Below are 25158 nucleotides of genomic sequence, written 5' to 3'. Positions count from 1 at the left end.
CAGGACGAGACGGGCAGGGAATGGATACGCCATGACGCGCAAGCAGCGACGTATGACCATCATCGGCGGCTCGCTTGCCGTGCTCGCCCTCGCGGCCGCGCTGGTGCTCAACGCTCTGCGCGATTCCATCGTGTTCTTCTCGACGCCGACCATGGTCGCCGAGAAGCACGTTGCGCCCGGCAAGCGGTTTCGCCTCGGCGGCCTGGTGCAGCCCGGCTCGCTCCAGCGCGGCGACAATCTCGCTGTGACCTTCGAGGTCGCCGACGGCGGCGCAAAGCTTCCGGTCGCCTTCAAGGGCATTTTGCCCGATCTGTTCCGCGAAGGGCAGGGCGTCGTCGCCGAAGGCGCGCTCGATGCTGACGGCGTGTTCAAGGCCGACACCGTGCTCGCCAAGCACGACGAGACCTACATGCCAAAGGACGTCGCCGATGCCCTGAAGAAGCAGGGGCACTGGAAGGATGATTACGGCGCCAAAGCTTCCGACGGCGTCAAGCCCGCGGCCACGACCGCGCAGGGCAATCCGCAGGGAGCAGTTCGGTGATCGCGGAGTCAGGACATTACGCGCTGGTGCTGGCGCTCGGACTGGCACTGATCCAGTCCATCGTGCCCCTGATCGGCGCGCGGCTGCGCGATGACGCGCTGATGAATGTGGCGCGCTCCACTGCGCTGGCGCAGCTTCTGTTCGTCGGTGCGTCGTTCATCGCGCTTGTGATGCTGCACGTGGAGTCGGACTTCTCCGTCGTCAACGTCTACGAGAATTCCCACTCCATGAAGCCGCTGCTCTACAAGATCACTGGCGTGTGGGGAAACCATGAAGGCTCGATGCTCTTGTGGGTGTCGATCCTCGCGCTGTTCGGCGGATTGGTCGCGGCCTTCGGCAACAATCTGCCGCTGTCGCTGCGCGCGCACGTGCTGGCCGTACAGGCGTGGATCGCCAGCGCCTTCTATCTCTTCATCCTGGTGACCTCCAACCCGTTCCTGCGCATCACCAACCCGCCGATCGAGGGACGCGATCTCAATCCGGTGCTTCAGGACATCGGTCTCGCCGTGCATCCGCCGATGCTCTATCTCGGCTATGTCGGCTTCTCAATTTCGTTTTCCTTCGCGATCGCGGCGTTGCTGGAGGGGCGGATCGATGCCGCCTGGGCGCGTTGGGTGCGGCCGTGGACGCTGGTCGCCTGGATCTTCCTGACGCTCGGTATCGCCATGGGCTCGTACTGGGCCTATTACGAACTGGGTTGGGGCGGCTGGTGGTTCTGGGACCCGGTCGAGAACGCCTCGCTGATGCCTTGGCTTGCCGGCACCGCGCTGCTTCATTCGGCTCTGGTGATGGAGAAGCGCAACGCGCTGAAGGTCTGGACCATCCTCTTGTCGATCTTGACCTTCTCGCTATCGCTGCTTGGGACCTTCCTGGTGCGCTCGGGGGTCATCACCTCGGTGCATGCCTTCGCGACCGATCCAACCCGCGGGGTGTTCATTCTCCTGATTCTCTGCCTGTTCATCGGGGGCAGCCTGTCGCTGTTCGCGGGGCGCGCGACGTCGTTGAAGCAGGGCGGCCTGTTTGCACCGATCTCGCGCGAGGGTGCGCTGGTGCTGAACAATCTGCTGCTCACTGTGGCCTGCGCGGTGGTGCTGTTCGGCACGCTCTATCCGCTGGCGATGGAGATGCTCGCCGATTTCAAGATGTCGGTCGGCGCGCCGTTCTACAATCTCACCTTCGCTCCGCTGTTCACGCTATTGCTGCTCGCCGTGCCGTTCGGGCCGATACTGGCGTGGAAACGCGGCGATCTGCTAGGCGTCACCCAACGCCTGCTGGCGGCCGGCGTTGCCGGGCTTATCGCCGTCGCGATGGTCTGGGGCTGGGTGCGCGGCGGCAGCGCGCTCGCGCCATTGGCAATCGGACTTGGCGTCTTCGTCATTGCCGGCGCCGTCACGGATCTGGCCGAACGAACCGGCTTGTTCCGGCTGCCGTTCGCGACGACGCTGCATCGTGCCCGCGGTCTGCCGCGCTCGGCCTGGGGCTCGGTATTTGCGCATGCCGGCCTCGGCGTTGCGCTGATCGGAATCGTCTGCGAGACCACCTGGAACAGCGAATATATCGCGACGATGAAGCAGAACGACGTCGCCCATGTCGCCGGCTATGACGTCAAGCTGGACGGCCTGTTTCAGCGCCAGGGACCGAACTTCCACGAGATGATCGCCGAATTCAACGTCAGCCACGACGGCGAGATGCTCAGCGTGATGACGCCGTCCAAGCGCAGCTTCACCACCCGCGGCTCCTCGACCACCGAGGCCGCGCTGCTGACGCGCGGCGCCAGCCAGCTCTACATCTCGCTCGGCGACGCCACTGCCGAAGGCGCCATTGCCGTGCGCATCTATCACAAGCCGCTGGTGCTGCTGATCTGGTGGGGACCGGTGCTGATGGCGTTCGGCGGCGTGCTATCGCTGTCGGACCGGCGCCTGCGAGTCGGCGCGCCGAAACCGGCGCGTGCCAAGCAGCGCCTGCAGCCGGCGGAGTGATCTGATGCGCCGAATGATGGTCGCGTTCATCGCGCTGATGCTGCTGGCCTTGCCTGCGGCGCATGCCGTGCAGCCGGACGAGATCATGTCGGATCCGGTGAAGGAGTCGCGTGCACGCGATCTGTCGCGTGAGCTGCGCTGCATGGTCTGCCAGAACCAGTCGATCGACGATTCCGATGCGCCGCTGGCGCGCGATTTGCGGCTCCTGGTGCGCGAGCGTATCGCGGCCGGCGACAGCAATTCGCAAGTGCTCGATTTCCTGGTCGCGCGCTACGGCGAGTTCGTGCTGCTCAAGCCGCGCTTCGAGCGCCAGAACATGCTGCTGTGGCTGCTCGCGCCGTTGCTGCTGATTGGCGGCAGCCTGGCGCTATGGCTGCAAATCCGCCGGCGCGCGCGAAATGGTGCAGACCTACCGGCTCCGCCGCTCACGCCCGACGAGGAAGCGCGGCTCGCCGCATTGATGGCGGATGAAGCCAAATCCAGCTAGCTACGTTGCTGCGCGCATCAAGCCGGCACTGCGCGGGGGTTCCTGGAACTTGGTTAAGTTCCTGCAGGTTCACTAGTTTTGGCCGCGATAAACTGCCGCATCCGCATGTCCGGTTCATTACAAAAGTTTAACCCCGCCGCCAGCGCACGGTAAGGCGACAGCCCCCATCTTCAGGTCCGTAAGGTGCCGCCGTCAGGCGCCAAATGGATTTCAAGGCCCTGGAGATCTCTGCATGACCGACCGTTCCGACCTCTCGAACCTTCCGTCCTACCGGCAGCCCCGCCGGCCCGTTTTCTCGGCCCGCAAGATCGCGCTGATGGCCTCGGTCGTCGCCGGCCTCGGCGCCGCCGTCTACGGCTTCGGCACGTCAACCTCGCCCGCCGACCTGTTCTCGACCCCGGCGCTTGCGCAGGTCAACAACGAGGTCCGCAAGGTCGAACGCCCGATCGGTTTCGCCGACATTGTCGAGCGCGTGAAGCCGTCGGTGATCTCGGTGAAGGTCAACATGAAGGAGAAGACCGCGAGCAACGACGACGGCGATGATTCCTCCTCGCCGTTCCAGCCGGGCTCGCCGATGGAGCGGTTCTTCCGCCGCTTCGGCGGTCCGGATGGCGTCCCGGGCCTGAAGGGTGGTGGCGGTCGTGGCCGCGTCGTGCAGGGCCAGGGCTCCGGCTTCTTCATCTCGGCTGATGGCTTTGCCGTGACCAACAACCACGTGGTCGACGGCGCCGACAAGGTCGAGGTCACCACCGACGACGGCAAGACCTACACCGCCAAGGTGATCGGTACCGACCAGCGCACCGACCTTGCCTTGATCAAGGTCGAGGGCAGCTCGAACTTCCCGTTCGCGAAGCTTGCCGACGGCAAGCCGCGGATCGGCGACTGGGTGCTCGCGGTGGGCAACCCGTTCGGCCTCGGCGGCACCGTGACTGCCGGCATCGTTTCGGCCAGCGGCCGCGACATCGGCAACGGCCCCTACGACGATTTCATCCAGATCGACGCCCCCGTGAACAAGGGCAATTCCGGCGGTCCCGCGTTCGACACCAATGGTGAGGTGATGGGCGTCAACACCGCGATCTACTCGCCTTCCGGCGGCAGCGTCGGCATCGCGTTCTCGATCCCCGCCAGCACCGTGAAGAGCGTGGTGGCGCAGCTCAAGGACAAGGGCTCGGTCAGCCGCGGCTGGATCGGCGTGCAGATCCAGCCGGTGACACCCGACATCGCAGACAGCCTCGGCATGAAGAAGGCCGAAGGTGCGCTGGTTGCGGAGCCGCAGGCGAATGGTCCGGCGGCCAAGGCCGGCATCGAGTCCGGTGACGTGATCACGTCGGTCAACGGCGAATCGGTCAAGGACGCGCGCGAGCTCGCCCGCACCATTGGCGGCCTGGCGCCCGGCGCGACCGTGAAGCTCAACGTGCTGCACAAGGGCCAGGACAAGGTGGTGAACCTCACCCTCGGCCAGCTGCCGAACACGATCGAAGCAAAGGCCGACATCGACAAGGACAGCGGCAAGGGCGCGAGCCGCGGCACCGACGTGCCCAAGCTCGGCATGACCGTCGCGCCCGCCGATTCCGTGGCCGGCGCCGGCAAGGAAGGCGTCGTGGTCACCGAAGTCGATCCGAAGAGCGCCGCAGCCGAACGCGGCTTCAAGGAAGGTGACGTGATTCTCGAAGTCGGCGGCAAGAGCGTGAGCACCGCCGGCGAAGTTCGCGACGCCATCAACACGGCGCGGACTGACAACAAGAACAGCGTCCTGATGCGGGTGAAGAGCGGCGGTCAGTCGCGCTTCGTCGCCGTGCCCATCGCGAAGGGCTAACCAAGGGCTCGGCCTCAGGAGGCCTCCGAGATGAAGGGTGTCGCCGGCATCAGTCGCCCCCGCCGACGGCGCCCTTCGGGGGAGCAGCGCAACGTTTGCTTCCCCTATCTACCTTCCGGTGGAATACGCCCCCCTCCGTCGGAAGGCCTAGGGCGGTGAAGTCCCCCCAGCTTCACCGCCCGCCTTTTTCTCGATGCCAGAGTCTCTCACTCGGCTTGCATGCGATTGCCGCTCGCGCCATGTTTAGAGAAGGTTCACTCCCTTGACCGTTGCCGAACGCACGATGCGCCTCCTCATCATCGAAGACGACCGCGAATCCGCCGACTACCTCGTGAAGGCTTTTCGTGAGGTCGGGCACATTGCCGACCACGCCGCCGACGGCGAGGAAGGCCTTGCCATGGCCGAGAACGGCGATTACGACGTGCTGGTGGTCGACCGCATGCTGCCCAAGCGCGACGGCCTGTCGGTGATCGGCGCGCTCCGCGACAAGGACGATTCGACGCCAGTGCTGATTCTCTCGGCGCTCGGCCAGGTCGACGACCGCATCAAGGGCCTGCGCGCTGGCGGCGACGATTATCTGCCGAAACCCTATTCCTTCGCCGAGCTGTTGGCCCGGGTCGAGGTGCTGTCGCGCCGCCGCGGCGGTCCGGCCGAGGACACGCTGTACCGCGTCGGCGATCTCGAGCTCGACCGGCTCTCCCATCGCGTCGCGCGCGGCAAGGACGAGCTGACGCTCCAGCCGCGCGAATTCCGCCTGCTCGAATACCTCATGAAGCATGCGGGCCAGGTGGTGACCCGCACCATGCTGCTTGAGAACGTCTGGGACTATCATTTCGATCCGCAGACCAACGTCATCGACGTGCACATTTCGCGGCTGCGCTCCAAGATCGACAAGGGTTTTGAGCGGCCGCTGCTGCACACGATCCGCGGCGCGGGATACATGATCCGTGACGGCATTCGGTAAACTCGTCCGCACCACGGCATTCCGGCTGACGCTGGTCTATTTGCTGTTGTTCGCGATGTTCGCGGCCTCGCTGCTGGCCTATTTCGCCTGGAATACGCGGCGGCTGATCACCGAGGAGATCACGCAGACAGTCAATGCCGAGACCTCGGAGATCAGCGAGATCTACGGCCGCCGCGGCTTGCGCGCTCTCGTGCTCGCGATCGAGTACCGGGCGCTGCGTCCGGGTGCCAACCTCTATCTCGTGACGACGCCGACCGGGCAGGCGATCGCCGGCAATGTCGGCTCGCTGGCGCCCGGCGTGATGGCGAAGCGCGGCTGGTCCGAGACCGCCTACCGGCGTATCGAGGACGCCGACGATCGCGACCACCTTGCGCTCGTCCGCGTCACCGAACTGGAAAACGGCTTCCGGCTTCTGATCGGACGCGATCTGGCCGAGCGGCGACGGCTGTTCGGCATCGTGGCGAAGGCCGCGCAATGGTCGATCCTGATCGTCGTTGTGCTCGGCCTGGGCGGCGGCATCTTTGTGGCGCGCAGGGTTTTGAGGCGCATCGATGCGATGAGCGGCACCGCCCATCGGATCATGACCGGCGATCTCAGCGAACGCCTGCCGGTAGGGCGCAGTGGCGACGAGCTCGACCGCCTCGCCGAAAATCTCAACGCCATGCTGGAGCGGATCGAGGCGCTGATGGCGGGGCTGAAGGAGGTCTCCGACAACATCGCTCACGATCTCAAGACGCCGCTGACGCGCCTGCGCAACCGCGCCGAGGAGGCGCTGGCGAAATCCGGCGGCGAGGTCGATTACCGCGCCGCGCTGGAGCGGACCATCGAGGAATCCGACGGGCTGATCCGTACCTTCAACGCGCTTCTGATGATCGCGCGCGCCGAGTCCGGGCAGGCGCGCGGTAACATGGATGATTTCGACGCGGCCGATGTCGCCAACGGCATTCACGAACTCTACGAGCCGCTGGCCGAAGACGACGGCATGACTTTGAAGGTCAGGTGCGAGCCGACGCCGGTTCACGCCAACCGCGAGTTGATCAGCCAGGCCCTCGCCAATCTTGTCGAGAATGCGGTCAAATACGGCAAGCCGGTCGCGCAATCCGCGGGAACCGTGGTCAGCATGGAGGGCAGGCAGATCACGATCGAGATCGAGGCGCGAGGGCGATCAGGTGCTGCTCAGCGTCACCGATCGCGGTCCCGGAATCCCCGAAGCCGACCGCAAGCATGTGGTGGAACGATTCGTGCGGCTGGAAGCGAGCCGCACGCTGCCTGGATCCGGCCTCGGTCTCAGTCTCGCCTCCGCGGTCGCGACATTGCATGGCGGTGAGTTGAGGTTGGGTGACGCCCAGCCCGGTCTTGTCGCCACGCTGGTGCTGCCGGCGCGCGCGGGCGACAGGGTTGCTCCGCCAATGCCGGATGTGCCACAGAAGGTGGCATGAACCACTCCGCGCCGGGAAACGCGGACAAGCATGGTGAGAGACTTGCCGCACGCTTCGCGGAGGCTCCCCATATTGCCGCTTCCGTCACCGACCAAGGACGTTTTGAAAGGTGGCTGGCCGAGCTCGAGCCAGCGCAATTCACCCGTCTTGAAGCGCTGCTGGCTCACCGCTTCGCGCGGGACATCCTGGCCGGCATCGCGGAATTCTCGCCTTATCTGTTTGAGCTGCTGCGCGCTGATCCGCAGCGCCTGATCCGGCTGCTGGAATGCGATCCGGATGCGCATCTCGCCACGCTGATCGCGGAGGCGAACGGCGCCGTGCTCGCGGCATCCGATGAAGCCGAGGTGATGCGGCTGCTTCGCCGCATGAAGGCGGAGGCCGCGCTCCTGATCGCACTGTGCGACATCGGCGGGGTCTGGCCGGTGATGCGGGTGACCGCAGCGCTCACCGATCTCGCGGTGGCCTCGGTGCGGGCGGCGCTTCAATCCCTCCTGCGGCAAGAAGCCGCGCGCGGCAAGCTCTCGCCGCCCAATCCCGAGGCGCCGGAGGAGGGGCTGCGGGCTGATCGTGCTTGCGATGGGCAAGATGGGCGCAGGCGAGCTGAACTATTCCAGCGACATCGATCTCATCGTGTTCTTCGATCCCGACAATACGACGCTTGCCGCGGATATCGAACCCCAGCCGTTCTTCGTGAGGGTGACGCAGGGGATGGCACGCATTCTCCAGCAGCGCACTTATGACGGCTACGTCTTCCGCGTCGATCTGCGCCTGCGTCCCGATCCATCCTCGACGCAGGTGGCGATTTCGCGCGACGCCGCGCTGAACTATTATGAGCGGGAAGGGCGTACCTGGGAGCGCGCCGCGATGATCAAGGCGCGAGTCTGCGCCGGCGATCCCAGGGCGGGCGCGGCGCTACTCGCGGAGATCGCGCCCTTCGTCTGGCGCAAGCATCTCGACTTTGCCGCGCTTGCCGACGTTCACGACATGAAGCGGCAGATGCAGACCTATCGCGGCCAGAGCGAGGTTGCGGTCGAAGGGCATAACGTGAAGGTCGGGCGCGGCGGAATCCGCGAGATCGAGTTCTTCGCCCAGACCCAGCAATTGATCGCCGGGGGGCGACATCCCGAACTGCGTGTGCGGCCGACGCTCGCCGCGCTCGGCGTGCTTGCTTCCAGCAACTGGATCACGGTTTCGGCGCGTGACGAGCTGACCACGGCCTACCAATTCCTGCGCCGGGTCGAGCATCGCCTCCAGATGATCGCAGACGAGCAGACCCACACGCTGCCCGAGGACAAGGAGGCGGTCGAGCGTTTCGCCTGGTTCTTCGGCTATCCGGATCGCGAGGCCTTTGCCCGCGACCTTCTGCGGCAGCTCGAGATCGTCCAGGGCCACTACGAAAAACTGTTCGAAGGCGACGATCCGACCGGCACGGCCAAGCTGCCGGCGCTCGACTACAGTGCGGGTCCCGACGATCCGCGGCTGCTTCAGTATCTGGCCACGCTCGGCTTCAAGAAGCCTGCCGCCGTCGCGCAGACCGTGCGTGACTGGATCACCGGCGAGTACCGCGTGTTCCGCGTCGAAGCGACGCGCAACGCATTCGTCGAATTCGTGCCGGCTCTGATCGACGGTCTCGCTCATGCTGAGGAGCCGGATCGGGCCGTCGTGGCGTTCGACCATTTCCTTGGAGCGCTTCAGCGCGGCGGCCGGCTGATCACGCTGCTCGGCCAGAACCGCGATCTCGTCGCGCTGGTCGCCCTGGTGCTGGGCGCGGCGCCCCGGCTCGGCGAGATGCTCGCCCGGCAGCCGCAGCTCATGGATGGCCTGATCGATCCGCGCTTCTTCGGCGCCATGCCCGACAGGCAGGAATTGTCGGGGCGGCTTGCGAGCACGGTGCAGGATGCCGGCTCTTACGAAGAGTTCCTCGACCGCCTGCGCCTGTTCGGGCAGGAGAGCCTGTTCCTGATCGGCACGCGCATTCTCTCGGGCACGGTCTCGGCGCAGCAAGCGAGCACGGCCTTTGCTGACGTCGCCGAGGGCATCGTCCATACCGTGCATGGCCTCGTCGCCGACCGCTTCGCCGCCCAGCATGGCCGGATCAAGGGGCAGGAGACCGCGATCATCGCGATGGGCCGGCTCGGCAGCCGCGAGATGACCGCGTCGTCCGATCTCGACCTGATCCTGCTTTACGATTTCGACGGCGACAGTCCGGACTCCGACGGTGCGAAGTCGCTGCAAGGTGCACATTACTTCGCGCGTTTCACCCAACGCCTGATCAGCGCGTTCACGACGCGCACCAATTACGGAGTGCTCTACGAGATCGACATGCGGCTGCGCCCTCGGGGCGTGCCGGCCCTGTGGCCTCGAGCCTCGTCTCGTTCGCGGACTACCAGGCCAACGAGGCCTGGACCTGGGAGCACATGGCGCTGACGCGCGCGCGCGTCGTGTCCGCTTCGCCCGAATTCCGGGAACGGATCGAGCGCGTCATCCGCGATGTCCTGACCCGCCGCCGCGATCCCGGAATCATCGCCAACGATGTTGCCGACATGCGGCGCGCGATCGCCCAGGAGAAGGGCGAGGCCGATTGCTGGGATCTCAAATATGCCGCCGGCGGCATGGTCGACATCGATTTCATCGCGCAATATCTCCAGCTCGTGCATGCGCACGAGAAGCCGGAGATTCTCGACGCCGGCACCATGCAGGTGCTGGAAAATGCATGTAGGCTTGGCGTGCTCGCGCAATCGGAGACCGAGATATTGCGGGCCGCGGCGCGGCTGTATCACGACCTGACGCAGATCCTGCGGCTCTGCGTCAGCGACCGGTTCAAGCCGGAGACCGCCGGCACCGACCTTCTGCGCGTGATGGCACGCGCCGGCGATGCGCCGCATTTCTCCTCGCTGGAGGCGCGCGTGAAGGAGACGCAGAGCGAGGTGCGCCGTGTCTTCAGGGCGCTGCTGGAAGGGACGTCGTCGTCGGCTTCAGCGAGGTGAGCGCCTCCCGCACGTTCGGCTCCAAGCCCGCGCCGCGGGCGTCGCGGCGACGCGCTGGATGCAGCGCTAGGCATTCGTGGCGGTTTTTGCGTGTCGCAAGGGGTAGGGCATGCTAGCTTGCATGCCACCATACGATCCGAGGGAACGAACGGTTGCTCGACAAGCTTGAACTATTGCTGGCGCTGGCGAAGGAACGGCATTTCGGCCGGGCCGCCGAAATGTGCGGCGTGACGCAACCGACGATGTCGACCGGGCTGAAGCAGCTCGAGGAGATCCTCGGCGTGATGTTGGTCCAGCGCGGCTCCCGCTTCCAGGGTTTTACGCCGGAAGGCGAGCGGGCGCTGGATTGGGCGCGGCGGATCGTGGGCGATGCCCGCGCGATGCGTGACGAGATCAACGGGCTGAAGCATCAGCTCTCCGGCGAGATCCGAATTGCGGCAATCCCGACCGTGCTCGGTATGGTCGCTGCGCTGACGACGCCGTTCCGCGCCAGGCATCCCGAGGTGCGTTTCCGCATCCAGTCCACCACCTCATCCGAGGTGCTGGGGTTGCTCGAGAATCTCGAGGTGGATGCAGGCCTGACCTATATCGAGAACGAGCCGATCGGCAAGGTGCGCACCATTCCGCTCTACAGCGAGAGCTATCGTCTGCTCACCGCGCCGGATGGAATGTTCGGTGATCGCGAGACGGTGACGTGGCGGGAGGTCGGACAGGTGCCGCTGTGCCTGCTGACGCCCGACATGCAGAACCGCCGCATCATCGACCGCGCGTTACGTTCGGTCGGCGCCGAGGCGACGCCGACCTTGACCTCGAATTCGCTGCTGGTGCTGTTCACGCATGTGAAGACGGGGCGCTGGGCCAGCGTGATGCCGGCCAAGCTCGCCGAGACGCTCGGCCTGTCCGATACGGTGCGCTCGATCCCGATCATCGATCCCGATGTCAATTACAGCATCGGCATGGTGATCCCGCAGCGTGATCCGATGACGCCGCTGATCGCGGCGCTGGTCAATGTCGCGCGAGAAGTCGCGCCGTCGCTGCAATCGTAGAATTCAGGCCGCGGCCGATATTCCGGACGCCGACTTGATCGCGTTGCGGGGCAGGGTGACGCGCACGACGGTGCCGACCTCGAGTTTGGAGCGCAGCCGCATCGAGCCGCCATGAAGCTGCGCCAGCGAGCGGGCGATCGCCAACCCCAGTCCCGAGCCGTGATAGGTCTTGGTGAGCTGGCTCTCGACTTGCTCGAAGGGGCGGCCGAGCCGCGCCAGCGAATGCGGCGCGATGCCGATGCCGGTGTCGGCGATCATCAGCACGATCCTGTCGTCGAGCTGCCGGCTGCGCACCACGATGCGTCCGCCGTCGGGCGTGAACTTCACGGCGTTGGAGAGCAAATTGACGATGATCTGCTTGGTGGCCCGACGGTCGGCGACGACGGAGATGGACTTTGCGATGTCGGCGTCGAGCGTCAGGTGCTTGTCCTGCGCGCGGCCGGTGACGACCCGCAGGGATTCCGCCAGCGTCTGCGCCAGGTCGAGCTCTTCCATGTCGAGCTTCATGCGGCCGGCCTCGATCTTGGACATGTCGAGGATGTCGTTGATGACTTCGAGCAGGTAATGCCCGCTGGTCAGGATGTCGTGGCAGTATTCCTGGTACTTCTCCGAGCCGAGCTCGCCGAACATGCCCGAGCCCATGATTTCGGAAAAGCCGATGATCGCGTTCAGCGGCGTGCGCAGCTCGTGGCTCATATTGGCGAGGAATTTCGACTTGGTCTGGTTGGCTTCCTCGGCGCGGGTCTTCTCGCGCTGGTATTTCTCGGCGAGATCGGCGAGTTCGCCCGCCTGGCGCTCCAGGGCTGCCTGCGAGCGCTTAAGGTCGATGACGGTGGCGCGCAGGCGTAGATCGTTGTCGACCAGCTTCTGCTCGTGCTCCTTGATGCGGGTGATGTCGGTGCCGACCGAGACGTAGCCGCCGTCCTTGGTGCGGCGCTCGCTGATGTGCAGCCAGCTGCCGTCGTCGAGCTGCGCCTCGAAGGTCCGCGCACCGGGGCCCTGGCTCGCAGTCTCGTTGTGCCGGGTGCGAACCTCCGGCATGCGGCCGACCTCCAGCACGGTCTCGTAGGAGGTGCCGGGGATGACGGCGCTGTCGGGCAGCTTGTGCAGGCGCTGGAAGTGCGAATTGCAGAGCACCAAGCGGTCGCTGGCGTCCCACAGGACGAAGGCTTCGGGAATGGTCTCGATCGCGTCGCGCAGGCGCAAATCGGCTTCCACGGTCCGCTCGGCGAGGCTCTTCTGCTCGGTGATGTCGACCGCGATCCCGATCAGGTGAACGCTGGAATCGGTCGCGCCGCTGGTCTTCTCGCAGCGGACGCGGAGCCAGATCCAGTGGCCGTCGACATGCTGCATGCGGAAGGTCTGGTCGATGTGGTCGATCTTCTCGGAGATGAGCTGGTCGGCGATCTCGAACAGGTCGATGTCGTCGGACTTCACCAGCGCGTTGACCTCGCCGAAGGTGAGGAGCTCGTTGCGGCCGTCGAGGCCGAGCATTGAAAACATTGACTGCGACCAGAAGATGCGGCCGCGCGACAGGTCCCAGTCCCACAGCCCGCAGCGGCCGCGGTTGAGCGCGGTGTCGATCCGGCCGCGCACGGCGTCGTTGATCAGGTCGCCCTCGCGGGCACGGGTGGACTGCCAGTGGAAGGCGAAGCCGAGGATCAGGACCACGAAGCCGGTGGTGGCCGACAGCGTCACCGATAGCGCGGCGTCCGAGCCCCAGATCGGCTCGTTGCGCTCCTGGATCACGGTCACGAAGCCGGGCAACGATTTGATCTGCCGCGCGGTCGCCATTGCGGCGTTGCCGTTCGGCAGCGTCATGTCGGAGATGTTGTCGTCGCGCGGCGGTGCCGCCAGCAGTTGCGCCGTCGTGATTGCGTCGAGCAGGCGGTCGTTGCCCGAGGGATCGCTGTCGATCGGGATGCGAGCGAGGATGCGGCGGTCGATTCCAGCCGAGGTGACGATGACGTGGCGGCCCGAGGCGGTGCCCCAGGTTGGGATGAGGTCGGGCAGCAACGCCGGGAGGCTCTCGATGTTCTTCAGCCGCTCCTGTCGCCCGGAGGTGAGGCGGTCGATACGCTCGGCGAGCAGGTCGGCGAGCGCCGAGATGTCGTGGCGGATCACCAGCCGCTTCTGGCGCGTCTGGTCGACGACCTGCACGAACGCGCCGAGGCAGATCGTGATCAGGAATGCGATGATGAGCGTCGGCACGGCGCGGCGTAGCGCAGGCTCCGCGATCAGGAGCCGATGATAGGCAGGTTTCGCGATCGATTGCGCCAATCCTTTGATCGAATCGGATTGGACGCACGCGTTCGCGGCGTCTGCACGCGACATGCCTAAAGCCCCCTGGAAACCTGCTTGCAACTTGAGTTCGGAAGCAGCCCCACATCGCTTCCGAATCATGCTCGATTTGAATCCAGATTTCGCGGGCTGTCGAGAGTCAACGAATCGTTAACGCGAATTTATTCTTATCCAACGCGCAGTTTGTGCGTCGTGCGTCCGCAAACTTACGTGCGCGGCGAGTCCGAAACGAGAACGTGTGACTCCTCGCACATTCTCTGTCACGCACGCGGCGGTTCGGCGTGACTGATGACGCGCTTCACGCTCGGGAACGCGCGCCGCAACGCGCGCTCGATCGCATCGACATGCTCGTGCACCCTGATGACGCTCATCGACGGCTCGGCGCGGCAGTGGAAATTCACGATCTCGCCGGCGTCGGTGTTGCGGACGCGAACATTATGGATGTCGTGGATCTCGCCGCTGGCGGCATATTCCGTCAAGGCTGCGGCGATGGCCCGCACCCGTTCCGGTTCGGCATCGACCCCGAACGGCAGTTCCGGTTCCAGCGGCTCGATGTGGACGTCGACCTCGACATCTGCGCCGAACTCTTCCTGGATGTTGCGTTCCAGCGTGTTGGCGACGTCATGGGCGGCGTAGAGCTGCATCCCCCCGTCGACCTCGAGGTCGATGCTGACGATCAGCTTGGCGCCGAGATCGTGCACGGTGACGTGGTGGATGGCGAGGCCCGAATTGTGGGCGATGACCATGATGCGGTCGCGCACGGTCTCGTTGTCGCGCGCCACGGGGACTGCGGTGAAGGTGAGGTCGGTATCGCCGAAGGCCGTCTCGACGGCTGCTTGCGCGTTGCGCTTGATGTCCTCGACCCGGTCGATGGGGTAGGTCCGCGGCACCTTTGCGATCGTGTCGATAAACGTGGTGGCACCGACCATGCGCACGCGGAGCCGCTCGATGTCGATCACGCCCGGCACGCTGCGGATCGCGGCCGTGGCCGTCTCATGCGCGCCTTCCGGAGCGCGGTCCACCAGCGTCTGCACGGTCGAGCCGGCCATGCGCAGGCCGAGCAGGGCGATCATCACGGCCACTGCGGCGGCGGCAGCCGCGTCGCCCCACCAGAAGCCGAGGCCGGCGAGGATCAGGCCCACGATCACGGCGAACGAGCCCATCACGTCGGAGGCGAAATGCAGCGCATCGGCGGCGAGCGCCTGGCTCCTGGTCTCCCGTGCGGCACGGTGCAGGGCACGGGCGCGCCAGAAATTGACGGCGATGTCGATCACCAGCACGACGAAAGGGACGGCGGAGATCGTCGGCGGCGCAACTCCCTCTCGGAGATGGCTGTAGGACTGGACCAGGATTCCACCGGCGAGCACGTAGAGCAGGGCGGTGACGCCCAGTGCCGAGACACTTTCGAGCTTGCCGTGGCCGTAATGATGCTCTTCGTCCGCCGGCTTGTCGGACACCCGCACCACCGCCCAGGTGATGATGGTGGCGACCAGGTCGATCGACGAATGCAGCGCCTCGGAGATTAGCGCCAGCGAGCCGATCGCGATCCCGACCGCGAACTTGGCCGCCGCCATGCCGCCGCTGGCGAATATCGAGATCGCTGCGACTGAGGTCTTGTTGTGTTGGGAGCTCATGGCGGGGATTTAGCAGGCCGCGGGTGAACATCAAGCGACGATCCACAGGCGTAGACGCTAGTGAGTTGCAGGAGCGGGTGAACTCCGTCGTGCCCGGACTTGTCCCGGGCATCCACGTTCTTCGGAGCGACAAAGACGTGGACGGCCGGGACAAGCCCGGCCATGACGAGTGGAGAGACTGGTGCGCTGCCGCTCTCTCTGGTCGTCGCGGCCACTACACCGTCACGACAATCTTGCCGAGGTGCTTGTTGGCCTCCATGTGCTCGAACGCCTTGTCGATATCGTTGAAGGCAAACACCTTGTCGATCGGCAGCCGCAGTCTTCGCGACTCGACCGCGCCCCAGATGTCCTTCTTGACCTCGTCGAAGATCTCACGGATCTCCTCGATGGTGCGGGTGCGGAAGGTGACGCCGACATAGTCGATGCGGCGGGCCGCGTGCAGGTCGAAATTGAAATCGGCATGGGTGCCGCCGAGCCGGCCGACATTGACGATGCGACCCTTGACCTTGGTCGCCGCGAGGTTCTGGCTCGCGACCTTTCCCGAGACCTGGTCGACGATGAGGTCGACACCTTCGCCGTTCGTCGCCTTCAGCACCTCGTCGACCCATGTGGGGTCGGAGGAATTGACCGCGAGGTCGGCGCCATACTCCTTCAGCCGGCCGCGGCGATAAGCATCGGTCGAGGAGCCGATCACGAGCCTGGCGCCCTTGAGCTTCGCAATCTGCATCGCCATCAGGCCGACGCCGGAGCTGGCGCCCTGGATCAGCACGGCTTGCCCGGGCTGCACGCCGCCGATGGTGACGACGGCGTTGTGCATGGTCGCGAGTGCCACGGGCAGGGTGGCGGCTTCCTCGAAGTTCATGTTCGAGGGCGCGTGGAAAAGGCGGCCGTGATCGGCCAGCGTGTATTCGGCAAACGCCGCGCCGCCCGAGCCCATGATGCGGTCGCCGACCTTGAGGCCCTTGGCATCCGGTCCGAGCGCGGCGACCTCGCCGGCCCATTCCATGCCGAGCACGGTGCCGGCGCCGCCGGCCGCGCCATGGGCGTGGCCCTTGCGCATGCCGGTGTCGGCGCGATTGAGGCCACAGGCGCGGACCCGGACCAGCACCTGCGTGCCTTCAGGCTTTGGTTGAGCGACGTCGGAAATCGTAGCGCCACCAGGGCCGTAGACATAAGCCTTCATGAATTGCTCTCGCTTCTTGCAGTGATTATTCCGCAGCCTGCGCTGTCGGATGAACGATCATGCCTTCGAGCCGGCTGCGGATGATGGCCTCCGCTTCGCGCACGATGCGGGAGATCAGTTCGGCGCAGGTCGGGATGTCCTGGATCAGGCCCTGGACCTGGCCCGCCGACCAGATGCCTTCGTCCGAGTTGCCGGTCGCGTAGACCATCTTGCCGCGGGCGCCCGCGACGAGTTCGCGGATGTCCTCGAACTTGGCGCCTTCCTTCTCCATCGCGACGACCTTGGTCGAGATCTCGTTCCTGGCGACGCGGGAGGTGTTGCGCATGGTGCGGAAGATCAGCTCGGTCTCGCGCTCGTCATTGGCCACGATCTTCTCCTTGATGAGCTGATGAATGGGGCTCTCTTTGGTCGCCATGAAGCGGGTGCCCATGTTGATGCCTTCGGCGCCGAGCGCCAGTGCGGCGACGAGGCCGCGGGCGTCGGCAAAGCCGCCGGAGGCGATCATCGGGATCTTGATCTTGTTGGCGGCGGCCGGGATCAGGATCAGGCCGGGGGTGTCGTCCTCGCCGGGATGGCCGGCGCATTCGAACCCGTCGATCGAGATGGCGTCGACGCCCATGCGCTCGGCCGAGAGCCCGTGACGTACGCTGGTGCATTTGTGCACGACCTTGACGCCGTGCTTCTTGAACTCGTCGACATGCTCCTGCGGCTTGTTGCCGGCGGTTTCGACCACCTTGATGCCGCTCTCGATGATGGCGGCGCGATATTCGGCATAAGGCGGCGGCTTGATTGCGGGCAGGATGGTGAGGTTGACGCCAAACGGCTTGTCGGTGAGATCGCGGCAGCGGGCGATCTCCTTCCTGAGGTCCTCCGGTGTCGGCTGGGTCAGCGCCGTGATGAAGCCGAGCGCGCCGGCATTGGCGACGGCGGCGACCAGCTCGGCGCGCCCGACCCACTGCATGCCGCCCTGGACGATCGGGTGCTCGACTCCGACGAGCTTGGTGAACCGTGTCTGCAGCATGATCTGTTTCCCCGCTTGCGTGGCGCTCTTTTATCGGTCGATGCCGGCAGGATGCCGCCCGGGTCGGGAAAAGTCTATTGCGAGGGCGTGCGGTGGAGGCGGGGCGATCATGCGGGGAGTGGGCGGATTCCGTGAGGCGGATAATTGACGCGGGCTCGTGTCCCGGACGCGCTGCAACGCCTCTTCGCGTTGCCGCGCAGAGCCGCGACCCATGCCCAGCGAGCGCTCTGAAAGATGGGCGCCGGCTCTGCAGCGCACCGTCGAACCGGACGATGCTTCGCTCTGCCGGGGGATGCTGCGCTGCGTCCGGGGCACGGACGCACAATCTTCCGATCAATCTCGATCCGACTTGCAAACAGCAGACGCATCTTCGCATCCTCCGGCGCATTTCGCCCGAGCTTTGCCTGATCGCATCGCCCTCGTCGTGACAAGGGCGCAGGGAAGGCCGGGCGCCGGCTGGCACCCGCAAGTCCGTGCGCCAGAAGAATGCACACGGGGTGGACCACAGGTCAGCCAATCGCCCGGCCTTCCCTGCGCGGTGGTTTACGGCTTACTTCGTGCTCTCCCCGGGGAGCGATGCACTATTGCCCCCGTCGCCCCGCAGATGGCTGATGCAAGCGCCCGGTCGGGCAGCACGCATCACCACAGGACTTGACGCACAGACCCCGGGCGTCAGGACCACACGACTTCGCCGTCCGCGCACGTCCTCGCTGGGTCTTCGGGAGCTGGCGTGTGCTCGCACCCGAAACCATGCGAAGACGCTGTCGGCGCCGTGTCGTAGGCGCGAAGCCTGTGCTCACGGTTTCCCGCCCTGCAAGGCTCGCCGCGCCCGACGCCGTCGCGTCCATCGCTGCCCAACCCGCGGTCCGTGACGATCGCGATCCGCCCCTTGTCCCGGGTCAGCGTGTGTCGTAGGTACGCCAAATCCGAATTTCGGTAAAGTGGAATATTTTGGCAGACGGGGATTGACAGGCGGCGCGCGAAATTTGTGCGGCTGTTTTGCCCGACGGGCGAACCCTGCCGGGCTATTCCGTCGACAGCCGCACCATCTGGCGGCCGCCGTTCATTTCCTTGAGGCTGTTGACAAAGTTTTCGGGGCGCTGCCAGCGGTAGGGGACCTTCAATCCCATGTACTCGGCGATGTCGCCGATGAAGCCGGTGCAATTGGTGGTCTCGGCGTTCCAGACCGGCGAGCTCGCCTGCAATTTCTTGATATAGGCAAACACGCGCTTGGCGTCGGCTTCGTTCAGATAGACGCGGTAGTTCGCGGTCAGATACTCCGGGTCGAGATCGCCGTAGCTCGCGCCGGTCTCCGCCGGCACCCAGGTGAGGTGACCAAGCACATAGGCCCAGGTGTCGCCGGCGGGCGTGAGCCCTGCCACTTCGACGGCGCGCTCGCTGGTCTTGCCGTACCAGACGAAGGCGTGGCCCCAGCTCGCCGCCGTGCGGGCGCGGAAATCGACGTAGTACGGACCTTTTTCCGCGCGCGCGACCGGGCGCCGGGTCGATGGCGCCGGCCGTGATACGGTGTCGGTCGTGGCAAGCGCGTTTGCGTCAGCAACGCGCTTGTTCGCTTCGTGGGCCGAGGCCGAAGGTGTCGTACACGCGAGCATGGCCGCGAGCGCAAATCCCGCAAGGATGCAGGGTCCCGATCGATCAGGTTTGTTCGTCACGCTGTGCCCCTCGACTGTCGGCCACTCACGCAGAGTCTACGCTTGCTTCTGCGGGTATTTCGCTAACGCGTCAGTAGCGCGCTGCGACGGGGCCGGGCGCCTTGCCGATCGGGGCCTTTCCAACCGGGCTCTTGCCAATCGGCATCTTGCCGATCGGCGCCTGCTCGAATAGACGGGAACGGGCTGGCGGCGCGGCAGATCCGCGGCATTCGCGACCGTTACCAGAGCAAGCGTAGCACCCACGACAAATACAATCTTCTTCACAGTCATACCCCTAGAAGGTTTGGTCCAAACACGGCACCGCCGTGCCCCCAGACACGCCTCACAGAAGGGCGGCCGAATGCGTCCACAGTGCGGCATCGGCGCGACATGTTGGCGGCATCTGCCGGCCGCGCGGAGATGTGATGTGTCTGAATGTTTCGGCGCGCTCTGCCCAGCCTACGCGACTCGGCCTCACCCGATCCGGTTCAGGCTGTTCCTGATCGTCGAGAAGATGCCGCCGATGTCTTTTCGCAAACCGTCGAGCGCGTTGAAACTGTCGAAGATGCGGGCGAGGCGGTCTTCGACCTCGCGTTTGCTCTTGGTCAGCGCGTCGACGCGCGAGGCGAGGGTGACGTCGCCGTTTGCCTCGATCTCGCCGACGGTTTTGGCGAGGAGGTCGTGCGTCGTGCCGACGTCCGCGATCATGGCCTCGATTCCGAACACGGGCGCCTTCAGCGGGACGAGGTCAGCCTGCGACTTCGACAGCTCTGTCTTGAAGGCGTTCAGCGTCGCCAGCGTTTCCTGTAACGCACCGAGGCGCTGGCGCGACTGGAGAACAAAATCGTTCAACGCATTCTGGCGGTCGGCAAGCGTCTTGCCCTCGGCGTCGATCTCGACACGGGCGAGCGAGCGTTCGAGCTGGGCTCGGCGCTCGCCGAGCTCTTCGAAGTCGAGCCCGATGCCTTTCAGGATGTGGAAGCTGTCGTCGATGCGGGCCAGGCGCTGCTCGATCTCGATCTTGTTCTTCGACAGCGTCTCGACGCGGGCGCCGAGCGGTGCTTCGCCGCCGGTTTCTAGCTCGTCGACGCTCTTGGCGAGGCGCTCATGGCTGAGGCTCAGCTCGCCGATCAACGCATTGAGGCCAGCGTCCGACGCGCGCAGCGGCACCAGCTCAGCGTGGGACTTCGCTAGATCGTCCTTGTACTGGTTCAGGGTCGCAAAGGTGTCCTGGACCGCGCCGACCCGGGACAGCAGCGTCGATACGTCGCCCGCGATGTCCTTGAGCCGGTCGGCGAGGTTGTTCTTGCGGTCGTCGTTCTCGAGGTCGTGCAGCGAGCGTTCGAGCTGGTTCTGGCGGTCGCGGATCTCGGTGAAAACCGGCTCGACCGCGCGGCGCTGCTCGGCGATCTTGCCGACCATATCGCGCAATTCCTGCTGGCGGCGGCGGATTTCGGCGAGCTGGTCGTGCATGTCGGTGGATTCGTTGCGGCCCCGCTGCAGCAGGGCGCGCTGCTCGGTCTCGCCCAGCTTGTCGTGCAGGGCGGAAACGGCCTCCCGGGGATCGCTCTCGATCAGGTGCTGGACGGTGGCGTCGAGGTGGTTCTGCAGGGCGTGGGCGACGACCACGTCCTCGCGGGTCTTCTTGAGGCGGTCGCGCAATGTGTCGAGGCGCCGGTCCTGGCGCGAGAGCCGCCAGGCGGAGGCGCCGATCAGTGCCAACGCCAAGGCCAGGATCGCGCCGGTCGCAACACGCTGCGGGACGGGCAGGCCTCCGAACCAGGCAGGCAGGTGGCCGACATCGTAACCGAGCGCCTGCTGGGCGAAGATCGCGATGGCAGTGAGCAGAACAAACCAGGCAACCAGGAAAAACAGCCACATCGTGACTTCCTCACGCCGGCACATTATCGCCATAATTGCTATTGGAGAGCGGAACCGAGATCAAGGGCGGCGGGAGCTTGCTGGATAGGTCCGGCCTCACGATCCACGGCTGAATGCGTCAGCCGATCGGTGGAGGGGGAGAGGCGCGTTTCCCGTGTTGGGGGCAGACGTTCAGCGCGCTGGTCATGCCCGGGCTTGTCCCAGGCATCCACGCGCCTCCGCGCCAACAGAACGTGGATGGCCGGGACAAGCCCGGCCATGACGGAGAGAGAAGCTACAGCCGAAACTCGTTGGTCAGCTCGCCGATGCCGTCGATCGCGACGGTCACAATGTTCACCGGCTCTTTCATCACGCCGACGCCGACCGAGGTGCCGACGGCAATGAGGTCGCCGGGGAGCAGGGTCATGTCGTGGGAGATCCTGCTGACCAGCTCCTGCGCGGTGAAGATCATGTCCGATATCGGATAGTTCTGTCGCTCCGCACCGTTGAGGATGGTGCGGACCACCAGCCTGACCGGATCGAGACCGGTCGCGATGACGGGGCCGAACGGGCCGTAATCGTCGATGCCTTTGGCCCGTGCCCATTGCGGGAAGGTCGGGTCGCTGGTCAGGATGTCGTTGGCGGTGATGTCGTTGACGCAGGTGTAGCCGAAGATGAAGCTGTCCGCTTCCGCCGGCGACACCCGGGCACAGGTCTTGCCGATGACGATGCCGAGCTCGCCTTCATACGTGGTCTTGCCGTCGTAATAAGAGGGACGGCGGATCACCGCGCCTGGCGTCGTAATGCTGGTGGTGGCCTTCAGGAGGTAGAGCGGCTCCGGTGGCTCGGGCTGGTTGAGCTTGGCCGCGAGTGCATGAAAATTGTTCCAGAGCGCGACGATCTTGCTGGGCACGCAGGGCGCGAGCAGTTCGACCTCCGACAGCGCCAGCGTCTTGCCGGTGGCTGCATGGCGGCCAAACATCTCGCCCTCATGGACGCTGATACCCGACGACGTTAGCGTGCCGAAGCCGGTCGCACCGCTATTCCGGAAGCGGAGCCATTGTTTGATCTCGCCAGCCATCACGCCACCGCCAGTGCGCGCGGATCCGATGGGGTCGGGATGCCGTCGTAGAGACCGGCAATGCGGGCGCGCTGGGTCACCATCGCCAGCACTGAATCGAGGGCGGGGGTGGCGACGCCGGTGAGGCGGCCCATCTCCTGCACGACGGTGACGAGCGGGTCGATCTCCATCGGGCGGCCGCGCTCGAGATCCTGGAGCATCGAGGTCTTGTGCGCGCCGACCTTGCGCGCACCTTCGATGCGGCGCTCGACGTCGACGCGGAATTTGACGCCGAACGTTTCGGCGATGCCTTGCGTCTCCATCATGATCGCGCGCGACAGCGCGCGAGGTGGCCGGATCGGTGCAGATCACGTCGAGCGTTGCATGGGTGAGTGCGCTGATCGGGTTGAAGCAGACATTGCCCCACAGCTTGAGCCAGATCTCGTCGCGGATGCGGTCGAGCACCGGCGCCTTCAGCCCGGCTGCGATGAAGAGATCGGCGAGGCGTTGCACGTCCGGGGTAATCTCGCCGGAGGGCTCGCCGAGCGGAAAGTTGTTGCCGTAGACGTGACGGATCACGCCGGGCGCCTCGATCTCGGTGGCGGGATAGACGATGCAACCGATGGCGCGCTCGGCGCCAATTTCGCGCCACTGCCGTCCTCCGGGGTCGATGCTCTCCAGCGTCGAATTCTCGTATTGGCCGCCGTGCTTGTAGAAGTACCAATAGGGGATGCCGTTGACGGCGGTGACGATGCGGGTGTGGGGTCCGAGCAGCGGCTGCATTGTCTCGATCACGCCGGTGATCGAGTGCGCCTTCAGCGTGATGATGATGTAGTCCTGCACACCGAGCTCGGCGGGATCGTCGGTGCAGCGCGGATGCACGGTGTGCTTCTCCTCGCCCGCGAGCAGCGTCAGGCCGCGCTCGCGCATCGCGGCAAGGTGCGCGCCGCGTGCGACCAGGCTGACGTCGGCGCCCGCGCGCGCGCGAGCTGAACCCCGAGATATCCGCCGATTGCGCCGGCGCCGTAGATGCAGATCTTCATGGAATCCTCGCGAAGCAGCGGAAGCCGGATTTCGGGACGAAAGATCCGGTCCGGCTCGGAAGGTCCGAGCCGGGGACGGTAGTCGCAGGGGGAAGTGAGACGCTTTAAGCTGCTTGCGGCGTGCCGTTGATCGCTTCGTCCACGAAGGAGGCGATGTCACGCATGCTGATGACCGAGACGAGGCTGTAATCGTCGATGACAGGCAGGTGCCGGATGTGATTCCGGTTCATCAGATGGCGGACGTGCTCGATCGTGTCGTTTGAGGTGCAGGATACGAGCTGCTGCACCGAGACGAGCTGCGAAACCTTGACGTTGACGGCATTGGCGCCGTGCTCGGCGACGGCGCGCACGACGTCGCGCTCGGTGAACATGCCGACCGCGGTGTTACCCTCGGAGCGGACCACGTCCTTCACCACCAGTGCGCTGATATTGTTGGCGCGCATCAGCTTGGCGGCGATACCCACCGTTTCGTTCATTCGCACCGTGACAACGCGCGGTGTCTTCTTGCGCAGAATGTCTCCGACCAGCATTGCAACCTCCCTGGGTGAATGATGCGGCAAGTGTGGTATACATAATGCCAATCGTCAAGCACTCGATTTGGCTGTTCCGAAAAATCTTGAGGCAACAATGCTGACGTTTGCCGTGAGCCAAAAAGAAAGGGGCGCATCGCTGCGCCCCTGTCTCACCGTGCAAGGAGTGTTCGTTATGCCGTCTCGGTCTTGGCGTTCCCCGTCGCGGCGTTGGCGCTCTCGGCTTCCTTGCCGAGGATGAAGGAGCGGCGCATCGGCTTGATCACGAACAGCGCCGTCAGGGCCGCCGTCGCGTTCAGCGCGACTGCGACCACGAACACGGCCTTCCAGCCATACGTGGCCGAGATCACGCTGGCGAGCGGAACGAGCAGGGACGCGGTCCCCTTCGCCGTGTAGAGCATGCCGTTGTTGGTGGTTGCGAACTTCGAGCCGAAGGTGTCGCCGCAGGTCGCCGGGAACAGCGAGTAGATCTCGCCGAACACGCCGAAATAGACCGCGGTGGCGAGCACGAAGACGACAGGGACGTGGCCATAGGCCGACAGCGTCAGCAGCATCAGCGCGGCGGTGCCGAAGGCGATGAACATGGTGTGCTCGCGGCCGATCGTGTCGGAGACGAAGCCGAAGAACGGCCGTCCGAAACCGTCGAAGATGCGGTCGAGCGAGATCGCGAACGTCAATGCCGCCATCTGGAATCCGGCGAGCGTGACCGGCGTGTCGGCGATCTTGAAGTCGTGTGCGATCGGGGCGATCTGCGCCGCGGTCATCAGGCCGCCGGAGGCGACCATGACGAACACGAGATACATGACCCAGAAAATAGGGGTGCGCAGCACCTGGGGCGGGGTGAAGTCGATCTTGGTCTGCGGCAGATTGAGCTGCTTCTTCTTCGGCGGGATCGAGATCCGCGGCGGCTGAATGAAGAAGGCGAGCACGAAGACGATCACGCCCTGGCCGATGCCGAACGTGAGGAACGCGTGCTGATAGCCGCTCGTTGCGATCATGGCTGCGATCGGCACGACGGTGAGTGCAGCGCCTGCGCCGAAGCCGGCGGCAGTCGCACCGGCGGCAAGGCCCCGGCGATCGGGAAACCATTTCAGCGCGTTGCCGACGCAGGTGCCGTACACGGCGCCCGCGCCCATGCCGCCGATGATCGCGGCCGCATAGAGCAAGGTGAGGCTATCGGCATAGGAGTTGAGAATCCACGACAGCGCGATCATGACGCCGCCGAACATGATGACGATGCGCGGGCCGTATTTGTCGACGAACCAGGCCTCGATCGGCACCAGCCAGGTTTCGGTGACGACGAAGATGGTGAAGGCGAGCTGGATCGCGGCGCGTCCCCAATGGTGCGCGTGATCGATCGGATCGACGAACAGGGTCCAGCCATATTGCAGGTTGGCGATCATCGCCATGCAGACGATGCCCATGACCAGCTGGAGCCAGCGGAAACCTGTGCGGAGAGGCGCGGCCGTGACAGCGCCATCGGTGCTGGAAATCATCAAGAACCTCCCAAGCGCCTGTCTGGTTCGACACCGGTCGCAAGATGACCTGATGTCGCAATATTGTGGCTTATCGTCGCAAGCGCAGTGGCGACCTTGGTATACCATATTCCAGATTG

The 25158-nt window shown here is 65.2% G+C and carries 15 protein-coding genes and 5 pseudogenes; 8 read left to right on the top strand and 12 right to left on the bottom strand.

Features of this window, described 5'->3' with window-relative positions:
* Positions 1-31 precede the first annotated feature (31 nt).
* The 7 genes and pseudogenes from ccmE to AB3L03_RS05985 form a co-directional block, all read left to right on the top strand.
* A complete protein-coding gene (gene ccmE / locus AB3L03_RS06015) occupies positions 32-541 on the top strand; it encodes a cytochrome c maturation protein CcmE (protein ID WP_026233609.1) in 510 nt (169 codons plus the stop codon).
* Entirely contained in the window at positions 538-2520 is a 1983-nt protein-coding gene (locus tag AB3L03_RS06010) for a heme lyase CcmF/NrfE family subunit (protein WP_368508346.1), read from the top strand. The genes ccmE and AB3L03_RS06010 overlap by 4 nt, the downstream gene beginning before the upstream one ends.
* A 4-nt stretch (positions 2521-2524) precedes the next feature.
* The gene (locus AB3L03_RS06005; protein ID WP_026233610.1) at positions 2525-3007 is read left to right on the top strand and encodes a cytochrome c-type biogenesis protein; all 483 of its coding nucleotides are present in this window, start codon (positions 2525-2527) and stop codon (positions 3005-3007) included.
* 232 nt (positions 3008-3239) lie between these two features.
* Positions 3240-4823, top strand: coding sequence for a Do family serine endopeptidase (locus AB3L03_RS06000; protein WP_018458561.1), 1584 nt, complete (start codon positions 3240-3242; stop codon positions 4821-4823).
* A gap of 283 nt (positions 4824-5106) precedes the next feature.
* A complete protein-coding gene (locus tag AB3L03_RS05995) occupies positions 5107-5787 on the top strand; it encodes a response regulator transcription factor (protein WP_035969420.1) in 681 nt (226 codons plus the stop codon).
* Positions 5771-7226, top strand: a pseudogene (locus tag AB3L03_RS05990) (ATP-binding protein). Before AB3L03_RS05995 ends, AB3L03_RS05990 begins: the two are co-directional and overlap by 17 nt.
* Positions 7223-10204 (top strand): annotated as a pseudogene (locus AB3L03_RS05985) (bifunctional [glutamine synthetase] adenylyltransferase/[glutamine synthetase]-adenylyl-L-tyrosine phosphorylase); the annotation flags it as partial. The pseudogenes AB3L03_RS05990 and AB3L03_RS05985, both read left to right, overlap by 4 nt.
* On the opposite strand, the pseudogene AB3L03_RS05980 reads toward AB3L03_RS05985, so the two are convergent.
* A pseudogene (locus AB3L03_RS05980) lies at positions 10167-10256 on the bottom strand (formate dehydrogenase); the annotation flags it as partial. The pseudogenes AB3L03_RS05985 and AB3L03_RS05980 sit on opposite strands and share 38 nt — an antisense overlap.
* Positions 10257-10365: 109 nt before the next feature.
* Between AB3L03_RS05980 and AB3L03_RS05975 the strand changes: the two are divergent.
* Positions 10366-11259, top strand: a complete 894-nt coding sequence (locus tag AB3L03_RS05975) for a LysR family transcriptional regulator (protein WP_018458564.1) — start codon at positions 10366-10368, stop codon at positions 11257-11259.
* Positions 11260-11262: 3 nt separating this feature from the next.
* Here AB3L03_RS05975 and AB3L03_RS05970 read toward each other — a convergent pair whose 3' ends face one another.
* The 11 genes and pseudogenes from AB3L03_RS05970 to oxlT form a co-directional block, all read right to left on the bottom strand.
* Positions 11263-13593, bottom strand: coding sequence for a PAS domain-containing sensor histidine kinase (locus tag AB3L03_RS05970; protein ID WP_018458565.1), 2331 nt, complete (start codon positions 13591-13593; stop codon positions 11263-11265).
* Positions 13594-13820: 227 nt separating this feature from the next.
* Entirely contained in the window at positions 13821-15194 is a 1374-nt protein-coding gene (locus AB3L03_RS05965; RefSeq protein WP_204510717.1) for a cation-efflux pump, read from the bottom strand.
* Positions 15195-15408: 214 nt separating this feature from the next.
* The gene (locus AB3L03_RS05960; protein ID WP_204510718.1) at positions 15409-16377 is read right to left on the bottom strand and encodes a zinc-binding dehydrogenase; all 969 of its coding nucleotides are present in this window, start codon (positions 16375-16377) and stop codon (positions 15409-15411) included.
* A gap of 25 nt (positions 16378-16402) precedes the next feature.
* Positions 16403-17398 carry a nitronate monooxygenase family protein gene (locus AB3L03_RS05955; protein ID WP_018458568.1) on the bottom strand — a complete coding sequence of 332 codons (996 nt, stop codon included), beginning with the start codon at positions 17396-17398 and terminating at the stop codon, positions 16403-16405.
* Between the two features lie 1025 nt (positions 17399-18423).
* Positions 18424-19071 carry a hypothetical protein gene (locus tag AB3L03_RS05950; RefSeq protein WP_085352311.1) on the bottom strand — a complete coding sequence of 216 codons (648 nt, stop codon included), beginning with the start codon at positions 19069-19071 and terminating at the stop codon, positions 18424-18426.
* Between the two features lie 70 nt (positions 19072-19141).
* Positions 19142-19341 (bottom strand): annotated as a pseudogene (locus AB3L03_RS05945) (hypothetical protein).
* Positions 19342-19524: 183 nt separating this feature from the next.
* Positions 19525-20931 (bottom strand): hypothetical protein, encoded by a 1407-nt coding sequence (locus AB3L03_RS05940; protein ID WP_368508345.1) that lies wholly within the window; start codon positions 20929-20931, stop codon positions 19525-19527.
* A 274-nt stretch (positions 20932-21205) separates the two neighbouring features.
* Entirely contained in the window at positions 21206-21991 is a 786-nt protein-coding gene (locus AB3L03_RS05935; RefSeq protein ID WP_018458571.1) for a fumarylacetoacetate hydrolase family protein, read from the bottom strand.
* A pseudogene (locus AB3L03_RS05930) lies at positions 21991-23013 on the bottom strand (2-dehydropantoate 2-reductase). Before AB3L03_RS05930 ends, AB3L03_RS05935 begins: the two are co-directional and overlap by 1 nt.
* A 104-nt stretch (positions 23014-23117) precedes the next feature.
* On the bottom strand, positions 23118-23543 hold the full coding sequence (locus tag AB3L03_RS05925) for a CBS domain-containing protein (RefSeq protein WP_018458573.1): 426 nt from the start codon (positions 23541-23543) through the stop codon (positions 23118-23120).
* A 173-nt stretch (positions 23544-23716) separates the two neighbouring features.
* Positions 23717-25039 (bottom strand): oxalate/formate MFS antiporter, encoded by a 1323-nt coding sequence (gene oxlT / locus AB3L03_RS05920; protein ID WP_018458574.1) that lies wholly within the window; start codon positions 25037-25039, stop codon positions 23717-23719.
* Positions 25040-25158: the final 119 nt, after the last annotated feature.

The sequence above is a fragment of the Bradyrhizobium lupini genome, from assembly GCF_040939785.1.
GTDB lineage: Bacteria > Pseudomonadota > Alphaproteobacteria > Rhizobiales > Xanthobacteraceae > Bradyrhizobium > Bradyrhizobium canariense_D.
Note: the sequence above shows the minus strand (reverse complement) of the source record. Positions and strands in the feature narration are given on the sequence as shown.